The sequence below is a fragment of the Bacillus sp. FSL K6-0994 genome, assembly GCF_038630815.1.
GTDB classification, from domain to species: domain Bacteria; phylum Bacillota; class Bacilli; order Bacillales; family Bacillaceae; genus Bacillus; species Bacillus safensis.
In genome coordinates, this window is the sequence record NZ_CP152043.1 from 3,299,952 (window position 1) to 3,315,887 (window position 15,936).

At 41.0% G+C, this 15,936-nt stretch carries 16 protein-coding genes; 7 read left to right on the plus strand and 9 right to left on the minus strand.

Features of this window, described 5'->3' with window-relative positions:
* The first annotated feature begins 162 nt into the window (after positions 1–162).
* Together MHB69_RS17220 and MHB69_RS17225 are read left to right on the plus strand one after the other, a co-directional pair.
* Positions 163–1,770, plus strand: a complete 1,608-nt coding sequence (locus MHB69_RS17220; RefSeq protein ID WP_041115535.1) for an SWIM zinc finger family protein — start codon at positions 163–165, stop codon at positions 1,768–1,770.
* The gene (locus tag MHB69_RS17225) at positions 1,757–4,534 is read left to right on the plus strand and encodes a DEAD/DEAH box helicase (protein ID WP_111926848.1); all 2,778 of its coding nucleotides are present in this window, start codon (positions 1,757–1,759) and stop codon (positions 4,532–4,534) included. Before MHB69_RS17220 ends, MHB69_RS17225 begins: the two co-directional genes overlap by 14 nt.
* 68 nt (positions 4,535–4,602) lie before the next feature.
* Here MHB69_RS17225 and MHB69_RS17230 read toward each other — a convergent pair whose 3' ends face one another.
* From MHB69_RS17230 to MHB69_RS17240, 3 genes are all read right to left on the minus strand, one after another.
* Positions 4,603–5,391 (minus strand): STAS domain-containing protein, encoded by a 789-nt coding sequence (locus MHB69_RS17230; protein WP_034281190.1) that lies wholly within the window; start codon positions 5,389–5,391, stop codon positions 4,603–4,605.
* 153 nt (positions 5,392–5,544) lie between these two features.
* Positions 5,545–6,405 carry a Cof-type HAD-IIB family hydrolase gene (locus MHB69_RS17235; RefSeq protein ID WP_342496245.1) on the minus strand — a complete coding sequence of 287 codons (861 nt, stop codon included), beginning with the start codon at positions 6,403–6,405 and terminating at the stop codon, positions 5,545–5,547.
* 406 nt (positions 6,406–6,811) lie between these two features.
* Complete coding sequence (locus MHB69_RS17240; RefSeq protein ID WP_034281192.1) at positions 6,812–7,168, minus strand: hypothetical protein; 357 nt, start codon at positions 7,166–7,168, stop codon at positions 6,812–6,814.
* Between the two features lie 117 nt (positions 7,169–7,285).
* On the opposite strand from MHB69_RS17240, the gene MHB69_RS17245 reads away from it, so the two are divergent.
* Positions 7,286–7,696: a YwpF-like family protein gene (locus MHB69_RS17245; protein WP_024423692.1), complete on the plus strand. Its 411-nt coding sequence runs from the start codon at positions 7,286–7,288 to the stop codon at positions 7,694–7,696.
* 27 nt (positions 7,697–7,723) lie between these two features.
* Here MHB69_RS17245 and mscL read toward each other — a convergent pair whose 3' ends face one another.
* Complete coding sequence (gene mscL / locus MHB69_RS17250) at positions 7,724–8,119, minus strand: large conductance mechanosensitive channel protein MscL (protein WP_024423693.1); 396 nt, start codon at positions 8,117–8,119, stop codon at positions 7,724–7,726.
* A gap of 127 nt (positions 8,120–8,246) precedes the next feature.
* Positions 8,247–8,681: a 3-hydroxyacyl-ACP dehydratase FabZ gene (gene fabZ / locus MHB69_RS17255; protein ID WP_012011512.1), complete on the minus strand. Its 435-nt coding sequence runs from the start codon at positions 8,679–8,681 to the stop codon at positions 8,247–8,249.
* 219 nt (positions 8,682–8,900) lie between these two features.
* On the opposite strand from fabZ, the gene MHB69_RS17260 reads away from it, so the two are divergent.
* The gene (locus tag MHB69_RS17260; RefSeq protein ID WP_342495818.1) at positions 8,901–9,956 is read left to right on the plus strand and encodes a tetratricopeptide repeat protein; all 1,056 of its coding nucleotides are present in this window, start codon (positions 8,901–8,903) and stop codon (positions 9,954–9,956) included.
* Between the two features lie 14 nt (positions 9,957–9,970).
* On the opposite strand, the gene MHB69_RS17265 is transcribed toward MHB69_RS17260, so the two are convergent.
* From MHB69_RS17265 to spoIIID, 4 genes are all read right to left on the minus strand, one after another.
* Positions 9,971–10,789: a flagellar hook-basal body protein gene (locus MHB69_RS17265; protein WP_034281197.1), complete on the minus strand. Its 819-nt coding sequence runs from the start codon at positions 10,787–10,789 to the stop codon at positions 9,971–9,973.
* Positions 10,790–10,819: 30 nt separating this feature from the next.
* Positions 10,820–11,659 (minus strand): flagellar hook-basal body protein, encoded by an 840-nt coding sequence (locus tag MHB69_RS17270; protein ID WP_034281198.1) that lies wholly within the window; start codon positions 11,657–11,659, stop codon positions 10,820–10,822.
* A gap of 124 nt (positions 11,660–11,783) precedes the next feature.
* Positions 11,784–12,785 (minus strand): cell shape-determining protein Mbl, encoded by a 1,002-nt coding sequence (mbl, locus tag MHB69_RS17275; protein WP_007497573.1) that lies wholly within the window; start codon positions 12,783–12,785, stop codon positions 11,784–11,786.
* Between the two features lie 184 nt (positions 12,786–12,969).
* On the minus strand, positions 12,970–13,248 hold the full coding sequence (spoIIID, locus tag MHB69_RS17280; RefSeq protein ID WP_008343327.1) for a sporulation transcriptional regulator SpoIIID: 279 nt from the start codon (positions 13,246–13,248) through the stop codon (positions 12,970–12,972).
* A 347-nt stretch (positions 13,249–13,595) separates the two neighbouring features.
* Between spoIIID and MHB69_RS17285 the strand changes: the two genes are divergently transcribed.
* The 3 genes from MHB69_RS17285 (at position 13,596) to MHB69_RS17295 (ending at position 15,926) form a co-directional block, all read left to right on the plus strand.
* The gene (locus tag MHB69_RS17285; protein ID WP_024423697.1) at positions 13,596–14,009 is read left to right on the plus strand and encodes a MarR family transcriptional regulator; all 414 of its coding nucleotides are present in this window, start codon (positions 13,596–13,598) and stop codon (positions 14,007–14,009) included.
* A gap of 15 nt (positions 14,010–14,024) precedes the next feature.
* Complete coding sequence (locus MHB69_RS17290) at positions 14,025–15,212, plus strand: MFS transporter (protein WP_034281200.1); 1,188 nt, start codon at positions 14,025–14,027, stop codon at positions 15,210–15,212.
* Positions 15,213–15,326: 114 nt separating this feature from the next.
* On the plus strand, positions 15,327–15,926 hold the full coding sequence (locus tag MHB69_RS17295; protein WP_070326107.1) for an undecaprenyl-diphosphatase: 600 nt from the start codon (positions 15,327–15,329) through the stop codon (positions 15,924–15,926).
* Positions 15,927–15,936 lie beyond the last annotated feature (10 nt).

Consider the following 15,936-nt stretch of genomic DNA (forward strand, 5'->3'; position numbering starts at 1 on the left):
ATTTCATTATTATATGCTGTAAGGTTGGTTTATGCAATACTCTATTACATCATTCGACAGCTTTTGAAATTTATGACCATTTTCATGAAAAACTTTTTTATGAATCCCCATTGAGCTATAATAAAAGAATTGGAATCTTTTACTTGGTTAGGAGCGGATCAAATGCTTCAGCACAACATCAACGAAGAAGAAATCAAACAAACTGCCGAACAGATCAAAGAACTTCTTCCTGCAACAGATGAGAACAAACAACTCATCAAAAAAGCATTGATTACTTATAGACAGGACAGCGTATATCGGCTCAAGCAAGAGTCTGATACCGAATGGTCAGCTTATGTACATGATGTCGTGGCAGCAAGAGTCCACCTTCATGTGCTGTTTCCTGTGAGAAGCAGCTGCTCATGTCCAGCAGATGGACTTTGTAAACACATTCTTGCTGTCTTCTTTTCGCTATACGCTCAAGTAGAGAGTGTGACCGGGTTTACAGAACATTGGTCAGAAAAAGATGAATTACAGCGCAGCAAAGAACTGATTCGCCAGCACTTCCAAGTGAAGCGCCCAGACGAACAATCACTCCAAAGCTGGCTGACTTTTTTCCAAGAGGAATTTAACCTCTGGCTGAAACGGACACCGAAGCACCAGCAAACACCGCAGCATTTATATTACGGCTATTTATCGATCCTAAAAAAACACGCACCTGCTTCACCTGAATTCAAGAGCTTGTATGCAATTCATACGTCGATCGATGTATGGCTGAGGCTTCATGAACTCGTCGACCTCGGCCGGCTTGATGCCGAAAAAGACTTTTATTCCATGAATCCCTATGTAGAACAGCTCATGAACACCATTTTCGATTCAGTGGATCATTTGAAGACATACGCCCTTTCCTTTTCCCTCGATCCGTTTCTTGAAAACACACCAACTGCCGTTCGCACACTTCTTCAAATCAATGGACCTTTCCAGCATGAACGAGTAGCGGTCTTTATGGAGATTTGGGGCACCATATTAAATAGAGGGAAATGGGTCAAAAAAGAAACAGAATTACTAAAGAACGCCCAGAAGAAAGAACAAACGGTTGAACGTACCATCGGGCTGATGCACATGGATTATTTACTGAAAGAAGACGAAAGCCTCTTTCAGCAATTACAGCTGCTTAATGCGGATATGCTGCCAAATGTGCTCAATTGGCTGAAGGATCTCACAAACCGAAAGGACTGGAAGCGGCTCAAGCTCTGGTATCATGAAATCACCTATATATTAGAGGAATATTGCCAGCTCGACCTTTCCTACAGAGAACTGCGGGGAGCCGTCAGTGATTTCTTCTTTTATTTAGATGCATACTTTAAGCAAACGAAGGATCATCATTTATATGAACGCTACCTACAAATCTGTATGCCCTATGCGTTTACAGAATACAGTCAGCTTTTGTATGCACAGCAGCGTTATGCGGAATGGATTGAGATTCACAGCCTTGTTGGTTTCTCCATTAGTGAACTGGAGAAGGATTTGATCAAACAGATTGCAAAAGAGGAGCCGGAAGCCCTCATTCCATCGTACCACCGTGAAATCTCACTGCTTCTCGATCAAAAGAATCGAAGTGCTTATCGAGAGTCTGTGAAAATGCTGAAGAAACTGCGTACGCTTTATCATAAAACGAAAAAAACCGTGATCTGGGAAAGGTATGTAAAGCAGCTGCAAGATTCAACAAAACGGCTGCGTGCGTTCCAAGAGGAAATGAAGAAAGGAAAATTGATTGATGACACGCCATAAACAAATTGTCATTCATGCAGAACAAACTGAAGATTTCTCTTTCACCATTTCAGCGCAAGCAGAGGACGGACACCCTGTTCCGCTTAATGAAATGAAGAGGCAGCTTTTCCAATGGCACGAATCTTCTTTCTACGGAACATTCTTAGAAGATGTCAGCTTTATCGGCACACCTGCCTTCCTGTTAAGCCCTTGGATGACCGTTGAATTGCTGGGAAAAAATTCATTTAATACGTTTAGTCATGTGACATTAACGGATGAAACGGAACCACTGATGAAGACTGCCTCCACCATTTACGAATTCATTGAGGACGAAGATTTCGTTCCCGATTATGAGGCTTGGACAAAAGGCGAACTTCGGTTTAAAGATAAAGAAGGCCTATTAGATGGCTATACGGCTGATTGGTTCTCCTTTGCTGTACAGGATTACATTCAATATGATGATGCCTTGCAGCACAAATGGAACCGCATGACCGCACAATCGCCTGCGCTCTCATCCTTCCAAGGACATTTTCTAGATGAGCAGGATTTCCTGGAGACGATTGGCTGGATTGATGACGAGACGCCGTTCACTGTCGGCTTGCGCTTAAACGAGCCGGATTTTGACGGAGATGATTGGAAAATCGAATTGTTTTTGCGGGACAAGAAAAACAGTGACCTTCACTTTTTTGAAGGCATTCGTTCATTGAAAAGGTCTTGGCATCCATATCAAGATAAAATTTCAAGAGAGCTGGAACGATTCAGTCAAATCGTCCCTTGGCTTTCTTTCACATCTGGCACCACACTCATGTCAGAAGAAGAAGCGTGGCTCTTCCTATCTGAAGCAAGTGAAACACTTGTCAATATGGGCATTGAGATTCTGCTCCCATCATGGTGGCAAATTGTCAAAGACAGCACGATGATGTTAAAAGCAAGGATTTCTTCTACACCGCGAGGCGAATCGCATGTCGGAATGGACGCATTAATGGACTTTAATTGGCGCTTCGCTACAAACGGGATTGAACTGACAGAAGATGAGTTCAACGAGCTTGTCCAAAGCAAACGACGCCTTGTCAACATTCGAGGACAATGGATCAAAATAGACCCGACCTTCATTCAGCAAATGAAAAAGTGGATGGAGCGTGCCGAAAATGAAGGACTTCACATGTCTGATATTTTGTCACGCGAACTGGCAGATCAAGAAGCTTCCTCTGAATCGATTCCAGAGCTTCTAGACAGTTCAGCATTTGCCCATATTCAATTTGAACTTTCATCGCAATTAAGAGGGCTTGTCCACCAATTAAATGATACGCACGAGCTGCCTTCATACGAAATGAGTGAGTCCTTCAAAGGCACACTGCGTCCGTATCAGCAGCATGGCGTGAATTGGCTTTTATTTTTAAGATCTCATGGATTTGGAGCTTGTTTAGCAGATGATATGGGACTTGGAAAAACGATTCAAATGATCGCGTATTTCACGTATTTGAAGGAGCAGGAGCAAAATGCCGCTCCATCTCTCATCATTGCGCCGACCTCTGTTTTAGGAAACTGGCAGCGAGAGCTTGAAACATTCGCACCACATTTGAAGGTTGCCCTCCATTATGGGCCATCGCGTCCACAGGGAGAGGACTTCACAAAAGCATACGAGTCAACAGATATTGTTCTGACGTCCTATGGACTCTCACATTCTGATCGTGATGAGTTAACGGCAGCAAAGTGGAATACCATTTGCTTAGACGAAGCCCAAAACATCAAGAACGCCCATACGAAACAATCGAGAGCGATTAGGCAGCTCAAAGGACAGCATCACATTGCCCTCAGCGGGACACCAATGGAAAACCGTTTGACAGAGCTTTGGTCCATATTCGACTTCGTCAACAAAGGATATCTCGGCAGCCTGACCAGCTTCCATAAAAAGTTCGTCCTTCCGATTGAAAAAGACCGTGAAGAAAAAAGGATTGAACAGCTCCAGCAGCTGATCAAACCATTTTTATTAAGACGAACAAAACAAGATGAAGAGGTTGCCCTGAACCTGCCTGAGAAACTCGAAGAAAAAGAATTCATTCCGCTCTCCGCTGAGCAGGCGTCTTTATATGAACAGCTCGTGAAAGATACCTTTGAACATATGGCATCATTAACAGGGATGCAGCGAAAAGCCATTATTTTAAGTATGCTTGGCAGACTCAAACAGATTTGTGATCACCCTGCGCTCTATTTAAAAGAGCGTGGAACAGATGTGAAACTGCTGAAACGTTCGTTAAAAATGGATAAACTCGCAGAGCTGTTAAAAGCGATACATGAGCAAGGAGAAAGCTGCCTCATCTTTACGCAGTATATTGAAATGGGCAACATGATCAAGCAGCTGGCAGAAAAGATGTTTGGAGAACCAGTCCAATTTTTAAATGGCAGTCTCTCAAAACAGGAGCGGGACAAAATGGTGGACCGCTTTCAGAAGAAAGAATTCAATATCTTAATTCTCTCTTTAAAGGCAGGAGGAACAGGACTCAACCTAACCGCCGCAAACCATGTCATTCACTACGATAGATGGTGGAATCCTGCTGTGGAAAACCAAGCGACAGACCGAGCTTATCGGATTGGACAAAAACGTTTTGTTCACGTCCATAAGATGATCACAACGGGCACAATCGAGGAAAAAATCGATCAAATGCTCGAAACAAAACAAACATTAAATGATCAAATTATCCAAAGCGAGAGCTGGATTACAGAGCTATCGACAAACGAACTAGAAGACTTATTTACCTTAAGTGCCGCCGCTCAATCATCTTAATCACAGCAAAAAGAGGACTTTTCATTAATCTTGAGAAAAGTCCTCTTTTTCATTTCATATAACGTACGCTAAATGTTCAGTTTTTTCAATGCAGATTTCACATTCATATACGTATTTAATTCACGGAAGTCCTCTCTCATTTCTCCCATCTTCATTGCAAGATTCGGTTTAATTCCTGTCACAATGAGTTCAGTACCCGTCATTAAAATCAAATCATTCAGCTTAAAGATCGCATCTGCCACAAATGAATCCACTGCTAATAATCCGGACAGATCGACAATAAAATAATCATCCTTGGATTGAGAGATATAGGTGGAGACCGTTGAAATGATCTTATCAAATCTAGGCGCTGTTAACGTACCAATGATCGGTAACACAGAGATACCATCTTTCACAGGAACGATTGGGACCGAAATATTCAGCACTTCATCAATTGATTGCTCAAGAAGCTCCTGCTGTTCCTTCTCTTTCGTGACATCCTTTTGCAGACCAACGAAATAAAGACGTTTTCCTTCCTTTTCGTCAATCCAAAGAGGAGCGACACTTAACTCGTTCCAAAACATTTGTCCAGATTTTTTATAATTTTTCAGCTGAACCGTGACAGCCTCTTTGTTCTCAATGGCTGTTCTAATTTGTTTGAGAGCGATTTGCTCAGTTTCATCTCCCTGAAGGAAACGACAATTCCTCCCCAATACTTCGGTTTCTTGATAGCCTGTCATATCTAAAAAGCCCTTGTTCACATATATTAAAGGATTATCAGGTAAAGACGGGTCCGTCACCGTCAGGCCAACCTGAGTATAGTCCAAGGCTTCCTTGATTAAATGCAGATTTTCGGACTTATAAGATTCCAGCGCCATTCGTTTACTCTCCTTATTTTCCTTACAAGCGGGTTATATTCATAATTAAATTATATGATGTTCCACATCATGTGTAAATAGAAGTGGTTCTGAATTCCTCTTTTGTAGAATGCGCTTCATCCTATGTGATTTATACCACGACATCTGATTCATCTATTTCAAAAGGTGACGGATCATATGCGCGACACCATGTTCATCATTTGATAACGTCACGTGATCAGCGATTTCTTTTATATCCTGTCTCGCATTCCCCATTGCAACCCCAACACCAGCAGCTCGAAGCATCGATTCATCATTTAAGCTGTCCCCTACAGCCGCTGCCCTACTTAAAGGAATACCTAGTCTTTCTGCCAGCCTTGTTAATGCCTGCCCTTTAGACGCGTCCTTTGAACCAATTTCAAAGTTATGATCAGCCGAACTGACCAATGTTACATCTGAATCATCACCAAACATCTCCCATCCAGCTTTCAATCTGTCCTGAAAGAAAGAAAAACCTAAGATATTGTAAAATGAAAGCTTTCGATCCTCACGAAACAATTCTTTATATGTATCAATATAAGAAAAACCCGACTGGCTGTATTGAACTTCTGCCGCTTGTTTTAAGACATTTTGATCCGTTTCTGGATTTGCACTTTTTAAACGGTCCATTTCAATCGCAAGAAGCTCTCTGTTACGATTTGGTGTGAAAATGGCTTCGTTTGTAAAGACTTCATAATAATAATCACGTTCTTCAAGCCATGACAATATGTGTTTAGCCTTTTCTTCTTGTAAAGCAGCTGAATGGTACACTTGTCCAGTTGGATCATGAATCACAGCTCCATTGGCACTAATCACCCATGTATTCATACCAAGCTGGTCAAAAATAGACCTCACATCAAAATACGCTCTCCCTGTTGACACGACAACCTCAATTCCATTCGCAGCTGCTTCCTTTAATGCCTGCTCGTTTTCCTTACTCACTTTGTGTTCACTGTTCAATAAAGTTCCATCTAAATCCGTTGCGATTAATTGAATGTTTGTCATCGTTCTCTCCTTTTTGTCTTTATTTTCAACCGACATACCGTTAACAAAATCCATCATCATTATGAAATGAGTATCCACTATTTGCAAGAGCTGATCGGTTAAACAGTGAATAAAAGGGTATCCGGCCACGCAAATATGACCGGATACACACAAAGGGGATTCACAAGGGGACACATGACCTATACAAAGAAGCATTGGTTCTATATTACGCAGTGTTCATATGAACAAGGCAGCATCTATCAGCTTTAGCTAGAGGGGGGCTGTCAGATGATAGACATTACCTTTTGATTCGGGACTTGCCTCCTTTCCTTTCAGCTACCCCTAGTCTACGGAGAAAGGCCGTATGTGACAAAACAGGAAAATAGCAAAATAGGCCTTCAAATTCTCTATATCCTCATTAATTTCTGTTTTTTACCGCTTGCGTATAAAACATCATCTTGTTTTGTTTGATAAAATACTTATTTTTCATAAATTGATAAAAAATATCTGAATGAATCCAATTACTAGAAGGCATGTGAATATAATCAGATCCATCCCACGCAAACCAATAAAAACAAAGCCGGCCATCATGAACCGACAACTGAAACTCAAAACAGTCCATTTGATCCTCGGTGACATATTGAAACGTGAGTGACTCTCCTTCTTCCATATACACATCACAAAATGAAAGAATATCTCCCCACGAATAAACACGTATATCACTCTTTGCCTTGTCGTCGCCAATATGAATGTTTCTCAATTGATAGGACTCCATAAAACATCTCCTTTCACTCATGTGCAGCTAGTTCTAAGCAGGCAGCGGTTTCATTTATACAGATGTTGTATGCTATAATAATACTTACGAATAATGAACGCTTGTGAGGTGATAAATATGAAAACCTTTAGGCTGATTGATTTAAAAATTGAACTTGATCCACAGCAAGATAAAATGTCCAGCATTCCCCTTCGTGACGGTTTAATCATTAATAAAGAAGACGGTGAAAATCACTGGATGATCGAGGCACTCATTCCAAAGAAACATAGACAGGTGTTTGAGGTACTCTTTCAGCAGCACACAGAAGTGAAGATTCTTGTAACGATCACTAAAGAAAACAACCGCCCTGTTCATCTATCTGTCCAAGTCAAAAACATCGTTGCCTTAGAAGAAAACATTTCTGTGTTACTCGATGGTAAAATGATTACAAATCGTTACAGAACAGAAACTGAAGAAGTATTAAAAGACCTCGTCAAAGAGGGGCTGTCAGGAGAAAAACTACTGGATGCTTTTAAACAAAACACATAAAAAAGAGCGGGATCAGCCGCTCTTTTTCTATTGCACATCTTTAGACTGGCTTTGATTTTTCAATAGATCTCTAATTTCAGTTAGCAAAACTTCCGTTTGATCCGGCGTTTCCACAACCTCTTCTTCCTCAACCTTTTTCCGTTTTAACTTATTCAAATAACGAATAAAGATAAAAATGGAAAACGAGATAATTAAGAAATCAACCACTGTTTGAATAAAGTTCCCATATAAAATTTGAGCGGCTCCGATTTTAATGGATAAACCGCTAAAATCATGCCCTCCAATAATAATACCGACAAGCGGCATGATTAAATCATTCACAAGAGAAGTGACAATTTTGCCAAATGCTCCCCCAATGATGACACCTACTGCCAAGTCAATGACATTGCCCTTGACGGCAAACTCTCTAAATTCTTTCAGCATCCTTTATCACCTTCATCTTTTTTTGTCTAATATGACGTTTTTTTGTCAAAATTGCAAGTCCTTATCCGTTCTAACTGAACGTTTCTAAATAAAAAAGCGATTCATGCTTGATGAACCGCCAGAAAAATCATGATACTTTAGGACCAATTGAAAATGTCAGTTCTGCTTCACATGCAACCTCGCCATCTACCGTCGCTACTGCTTTTCCTTTTGCAACCGGCCCGCGGAGGCGCGTCACTTCAACCTCTAAACGAAGCTGGTCTCCAGGCTTGACCTGTCTTTTGAAGCGGCATCCGTCAATCCCTGCAAACAAACCGATTTTTCCTTTGTTTTCTTCCTTGCCTAACATAATCACACCAAAAACCTGTGCGAGTGCTTCTACTATAAGCACACCCGGCATGACTGGGTAACCAGGGAAATGGCCATTAAAAAATTCTTCATTCACTGTGACATTTTTAATTCCAACCGCTCTTTTTTCTCCCTCGACCTCTAAAATACGGTCGACCAATAAGAATGGATAACGGTGTGGAATAATGTCTTGAATTTGCTGAGCATCAAGCATATCTTGATCTCTCCTTCTTTTCTATATCGCTGATCTTCATTTGATTCCTATAGAAGTATATTATGAATGCTGGCATTTTTCAATATTCGCCTTATGCATATGGTAAAAAATAGTATCTATCATTACCAATTGTCATCAAATATAATCCACACTACACTCAATGTTTTTTCACAAATATGGTAATATATATTACATCATTGATTGAATAAGAGGGTAAAAATGAATTTTATGAGCGATAAATCCGTAAAAAAACTTCTCCATTCCTGGTATACAATGCTAAAGCATCGACATTTTTCGAAGGCTGAAGAAATCAAAAAAACACTGCTAAAATATAAACGGAAATTATCAAAAAAACAAGAACTCTATTTCCATTATCAGCTGATGCTTTTCCGTCACCAGCTCTGGATGAATCAGACAGAGGACTTAGAAAAACTCAAACATGAACTGCTGCCCCACAAAGATGAAATGAACGAAGAACTGCAATATTATTTTTATTTCTTTCTCGGATTATATGAATCTTTAAAAAGTGATCAAAATGATGCGATTCATTATCTCGAAAAGGCTGAGGAACGACTGCCATTACTTAACGATGAGCTGGAGGAAGCAGAGTTCCATTTCCGTACAAGCGGTGTTTATTATAACAACCGTTACTCGTTGTTATCGATTCGTCATGTTCAAAAAGCCATGGATATTTTTGCAAAGCACGGTGATCTCCATAGCATCTATCGGTGTAAAATTGTGCTCGCTCTCAACTATAGCGACCAAAAAAAATATAAGGAAGCGGAAGATATTTTCATTGAAATTATTGATTACGTGAAAAAGATTGATGATCAAGAGCTGCTTGGTATCGTTTATTATGATGCTGGCTTTATTCAGTCAAGACAAAACCGTCATAAGGAAGCGCTGGAATACTTCAAAAAAGCGCTTCGCCTTCCAGCATACCGAAAGTCAGCACACTCCTATGTATCGTGCCTATACGAAACTGTGCGTTCCTGTTTTAAAGAAAATTTAACCGATGAAGGGATGAAGTATATTCAAAAAGGTCTAAAAGAAGCTGTTGCTTCCCAGTTTGATATATTAAGAATGAAGTTTCAAATCTTATCTCTTCTCTACAGCCAAACGCCAAAGGCAGATGAGCAGATCGCCACGCTCGTCACATGTCTTGAACGAAAAGAAGCCTGGATTGATCTTGAGGATCTTCTTGCTGATGTCTCAGATTTTTATAAAAAAAAGGGCGACTTTGAGCGAGCCGCCTTTTTTATCATGAGAGGCTAATACCAGCCTGCTGATTATCGAATTGTATTAATTAATCCCAGCATTTGATCGCCCATCGTAATTGTTCTTGAATTCATCTGATAGGAACGCTGTGTTGTCATGAGGTCTGTTAATTCTTTCGACATGTCCACATTTGATGTTTCCAGTGCACCTTGCTGAAGCTGAATCGCCTCTCGGTTTGCTCCATTTAGTGCTGTTAATGCACCTTGATAGGTTCCATCGACTGAGAACAAATTATCTCCTTCAGAGACAAGTGCTGACGAATTATTGACTTGTACAACGCCCAGATTCACTTGCTGATTGGGTTGATTGTCTCTTGAAATCGCCGTAAGCCGCCCATTTTTATCGATTGAAATATCACGGAAATTTGCATTTAAGACGATCGCATTTCCGTTTTCATCAAGAATCGGATAGCCTTCGCTCGTGACAAGCTGCACTTGATTACGATTATTGCCCGGCTGCAAGTAAAGTGAACCATCTCTTGTATAACGGATATTACCGCCGGCGTTGACCTGCAAATACTGCGACGGCGCTCCGAAGGCAACATCAAGATCACGTCCTGTTTCTTTAATAGAGCCTTGCAGCGAGTTAATGGACGCATTGACCATTGTCCCCGTGCCAAGCCTTAACCCAGCAGGTGTCAGACGACTGTTTGCCACCTGCTCATTTTTTTCATCTACCTGATTAAACTGCTGTCTGATCAGCTCTGAGAAACGGGTGTTTTTCGCGCGGTACCCTGTTGTTTCACTGTTCGCGATGTTGTTGCTGATGATGTCAAGCTGCTTTTGCACTTCATTCATCGATACAGCTGCGTTTATCATCGTTCTAAGCATGAGAATCCTCCTTTCTTTTTCATTTCTTGATTAGTACACTCTGCCAATTTCATTCACTGCTTTTTCTAAGCTTTTATCATACGCCTGAACCACTTTTTGATTTGTTTCAAATGCTCGGTAGGCCGTTGTCATATCTGTATATGATTTCGTCACATCCACGTTCGAGAGCTCCGATACGCCTTGGCTTAACGTATAGGACATTTGACCGTTATTGACTGCACTTGGCAAGGGCTGGTTATCAGCTGTACGGTATAAATCATTTCCTTCACGCGCTAGGTTTCTTGTATCCATCGCAACACGTACATCGATTTGACCAAGATTTTGCCCATTTTCAGACACAGTACCATCTGCATTCACTTTGAAATTCTCACTCTGAACCGTAATCGGCTGACCCGTCACGGAAAGAAGAGCGCGGCCATTAATCGTCAATTGATTTTGTGCGTTCAATGTAATGGAGCTGCTTTTCGTATAACGAACGCCTTCTGGTGTGTTGACGGCATAAAATAGCGCTGATTTCTGATTGGTCTCCGGATTGATCGGCACATTATTTTCAACTAGTGCTATGTCTGTTGTTTGATCTGTTGTTTTTAAAGTTCCCTGTGTAAATTGAGGGATTAATTCCTGCATATATGTCCCAGTATTGATTCCACCAATCGGCGATTGCAGTGGAACGCTAAAGCCTTTGCCTGAGGATGTTTGGAAACGTCCTGATTCCATTCGGCTCAGCAGCATTTCTGGAAATGCACGCATTGCCCCTTCATCCGCTTTATAGCCTGGGGTATTCGCATTTGCGATATTATTTGAAAGCATTTCTGTCCGCCGCTCTTGAGCGATCATGGCAGATGTTGCGGTGTATAGTCCTTTTAACACGTGCTCACCTCATTCAAATTCTTTCACATGACCTAAACACAATCTTCTATGAAATATATCGGCTGATTAGCAGGGTTCTTTAATAAAAATCCCCCATTCTTTCTAAAAAGAATGAGGGAAATCATTAGCTGAGTTTACGCTTTGGCAGCTTGTCCATATTATCTAGCATCACGCCAGTACCAACTGCTACACAGTCCATTGGATTTTCAGCAACGAAAACTGGTACTTTCAGCTCTTCTGCAAGCAATTGATCAAGCCCGTTTAGAAGAGCTCCGCCACCTGTAATGATGACGCCGCGATCGATAATATCAGCTGATAATTCAGGCGGTGTTCTTTCAAGAACTTGTTTCGCAGCCTGAACAATCGCAGATACAGATTCACGCAATGCTTCTTCTACTTCTTTGCTTGTGACGGTAATCGTTCTTGGTAATCCTGTCACCATGTCTCGTCCACGAATCGAAATCTCTTCGTGACGTGCGTCTGGGAATACCGTTGCAACTTGGATCTTAATATCCTCAGCCGTGCGCTCACCGATCAACAGCTTGTACTCTTTTTTAATGTAGTTTAGAATTTCCAGATCAAATTTGTCTCCAGCCATTTTAATAGAAGAGGCGGTTACAATGTCACCCATTGAGATGACAGCGATATCTGTCGTTCCGCCTCCAATATCTACGACCATGTTTCCACTTGGCTGAAAAATATCCATACCAGCACCAATCGCTGCTACTTTTGGCTCTTCTTCAAGAAATACATGCTTACCACCGCTTTTTTCAGCAGCTTCTTTGATCGCCTTCTGCTCAACAGATGTAATATTTGTCGGGCAGCAGATGAGCATACGCGGCTTAGAGAACAGCCCTTTCACATTTAATTTGTTAATAAAATGCTTGAGCATCGCTTCAGTTACTTCAAAATCAGCGATTACGCCGTCTTTTAATGGACGAATCGCAACAATATTCCCAGGCGTACGTCCAACCATACGTCTAGCCTCTTCTCCAACAGCCAAAACTTTTCCGCTGTTTTTGTCAAGAGCTACCACAGATGGTTCATTTAACACAATTCCTTTTCCTTTGACATGAATCAGTACATTGGCAGTACCAAGATCAATTCCAATATCCCTAGCAAACATCTATATATATCCTCCTTGAAAATCTGTTTCCATAGCAAATACCACATTCTGCCCTAATTATATATTCTATCATAATTTGCAGAAAAAAAGATATTTCTTTACAAAAGTCTTTACAAAATTTGTGGTTAGAAACTACCGATATGAGGAAGATATATATATCATGTTTATGAACAAAGAACTAAGCTTACTGTTTCACAGGTTCGCCTTCTAAAATTTCTTCTTTTTTATACTTTAACTTGGTGGCTTCTCCTCCTCGCAAGTGGCGGATTGATTTATGATAATCCAGTATCTCCTTTACTTCATTAGCCAGATCTGGATTAATTTCTGGCAGTCTTTCTGTTAGATCCTTGTGTACAGTACTTTTAGAGACTCCAAATTCTTTCGCAATAACACGAACGGTTTTCTTTGTCTCCACGATATACTTTCCTATCTTGATTGTTCGCTCTTTGATGTAATCGTGCACACCACTCGACCTCCCTAAAATGGATGTGAGAAGTGTGAAATGAGATCCGTATGAAGATTATCCATTTTCAGCGGCGCTTGTTCGTCGTAATTTCTCATCCATTAGGTAGTAAATGCCAAACACGATCCCTCACCTCAAACACTCTCTTTGTCAGGTTTGTAACAGTGTATTAGCATTGAATAGGGAATATGCTAAAAATGAAGATGGGACAAGGGATTTATCAGAAAAGGCAAAACAAAAAATCATTTCGGGGCGCGAAAATTTTCACTTTACAAGAAAGAGTTCAGCACGTAAAATAGAAAAGGTGAATTTATTTACCTAGCTAAATATTTAAAAAAGGTGAGCATATGGATACGTTAAATAGAGAGTGTTTACATCAAATACATCAAGGCGCACGGCTGCTGTCTAAAAAGGCGAACGAAGCGCTTGCTGCTTATGACTTGTACATGTCCCAGTGGACTGTGCTTTTTTGTTTGGATACATTCGGCCCGAAAACCCAAAAAGACATCTGGACATATTTGAACGTCGAAGCACCGACCATCACCAGAACCGTCACCCGTTTAGAAGCAAACGGCTGGGTGAAACGTGTACAAGGAAAAGACAAACGTGAGAATCTGATCGTGATGACAGATGATGCAAAAGCCCGATTTGAAGAAATCAAACGCACGATGGAACAATTTGAAGAAGAATGTCTTTCAGATTTTACCTACGAAGAAAAACAACTCCTCCATACACTTTTACACAAATTATCAACTGAATAGGAAGTGACATACATCATGAACGAACGTATATGGACAAAAGACTTTATCATGATTGTCCTGGTGAATTTATTTACGTTTACCTCTTTTTATGCCCTTTTGACATTACTGCCCATTTACACAATGGATGAACTAAATGGAACAGAATCACAGGGCGGTCTCCTTGTGACGGTCTTCTTATTATCTGCTATTGTGACAAGACCGTTTTCTGGAGCCATTATTGAGAAATTCGGCAAAAAACGGATGGCGATTTTCTCTTCTACAGCCTTTGCCTTACTCACTTATTTATACATCCCGATTGATCAATTCCAAACGCTTCTTATGCTGCGTTTCGTACAAGGGATCTTTTTTAGTATTTTGACGACAGTCACCAGTGCCATTGCAGCTGATATGATCCCGAAACATAAACGCGGGGAAGGACTCGGATACTTTGTGATGTCTATGAACCTCGCTGTTGTCATCGGTCCGTTTATCGCACTGAATCAAGTAGGAAAAATAGGATTTCATTCATTATTTCTTCTCTTTTCCATTATCGTGACCATCGGAGCCGCTTTTACGATGCTGATTAGACAGCCAGAGCCTGAAAACGGTGGAAGCATTGTCTTCCGATTCACGTTTTCTCACCTGTTTGAAAAAGGCGCATTAAAAACAGCGGCCGTCGGCATTATTATTTCCTTCTGTTATTCGCCGATTATTTCATTTATTTCAGTTTATGCCAATTCACTTCATTTGATGGGTGCAAGCAGTTATTTCTTTATTGTATTTGCGGCTGCAATGCTTGGATCACGTCCATTTACAGGCAGACTTTTTGACCGGGTTGGAGCTCACGTTGTGATCTATCCTTCGATTGCCCTTTTTGCCATTGGTTTATGGATGCTGACAGCGACACATTCAGCTACAATGCTTCTTCTATCAGGCGCTGTGATTGGACTTGGCTACGGTTCGCTCGTGCCATGTTTACAAACACTTGCGATTCAGCACTCTCCAGCTCATCGTACGGGATATGCGACGGCTACTTTCTTCACCCTGTATGATACAGGTATTGCTGCCGGCTCATTTGTCTTTGGACTCCTTGTCAGTTTCACAGACTTTTCAAATGTGTACCTCATTGCGGGTATTGTGGTCTTACTGAGTATGGGCGTTTTTTATTGGAGCGAACGAAAACCTCAGGAAGCAAAAGCACAAAAGGTCTCCCTTTCAGAATAAAAGGGTACTATTTTAAACTTCGCCGGAAACATGCTAAAATATAGGATATTCCAAATAGAGCATACAGGCTTTGTTGAAAAATAGTTAGCATTAAGCGAAAGTATAGGTGATGTTTTGAATTACGAATTGTTTAAAGTCATACACGGGATGGCTCACCATTCTGAGTTTTTAGATCAGGCCATGATCTTTATTACGAAAAAGGCCATTCTTGTGTACGCCCTTGTCTTATTGATTTGCTGGTTTTTAGGGAATCACAAATTTAAGAAGCATGTCTTCTTTTCCGGTGTAACAGGCATTGCAGCACTTATCGTCAACTTTGCCATTACATTGTTTCATTATGAAGAGCGGCCGTTTGTGGCGCATAAAGTCGACACACTCATCCCGCACTCAGCAGATGCTTCCTTCCCAAGTGACCATACAACAGGTGCATTGGCTCTTTCACTTGCCATTCGATCCCGTAATAAAAAGCTCGGCAACATCTTGCTCGTCTTTGGATTACTTACAGGATTCTCCCGCATCTGGGTCGGTCATCATTATCCATTTGATGTTTTAGGCAGCTTGGTCGTATCGATTGTGGTTGTCTTTATCATGAATAAATTATGGAAGTTCTTTGACTCTCCTATTGATCGTATCGTGACATTTTACGAGACATTTGTAGGGAAAATTTTCAGAAGGAAGACAAAGGATCAGGGCTCAGACCTGTCCAACTCTTAAGCGGACTTGC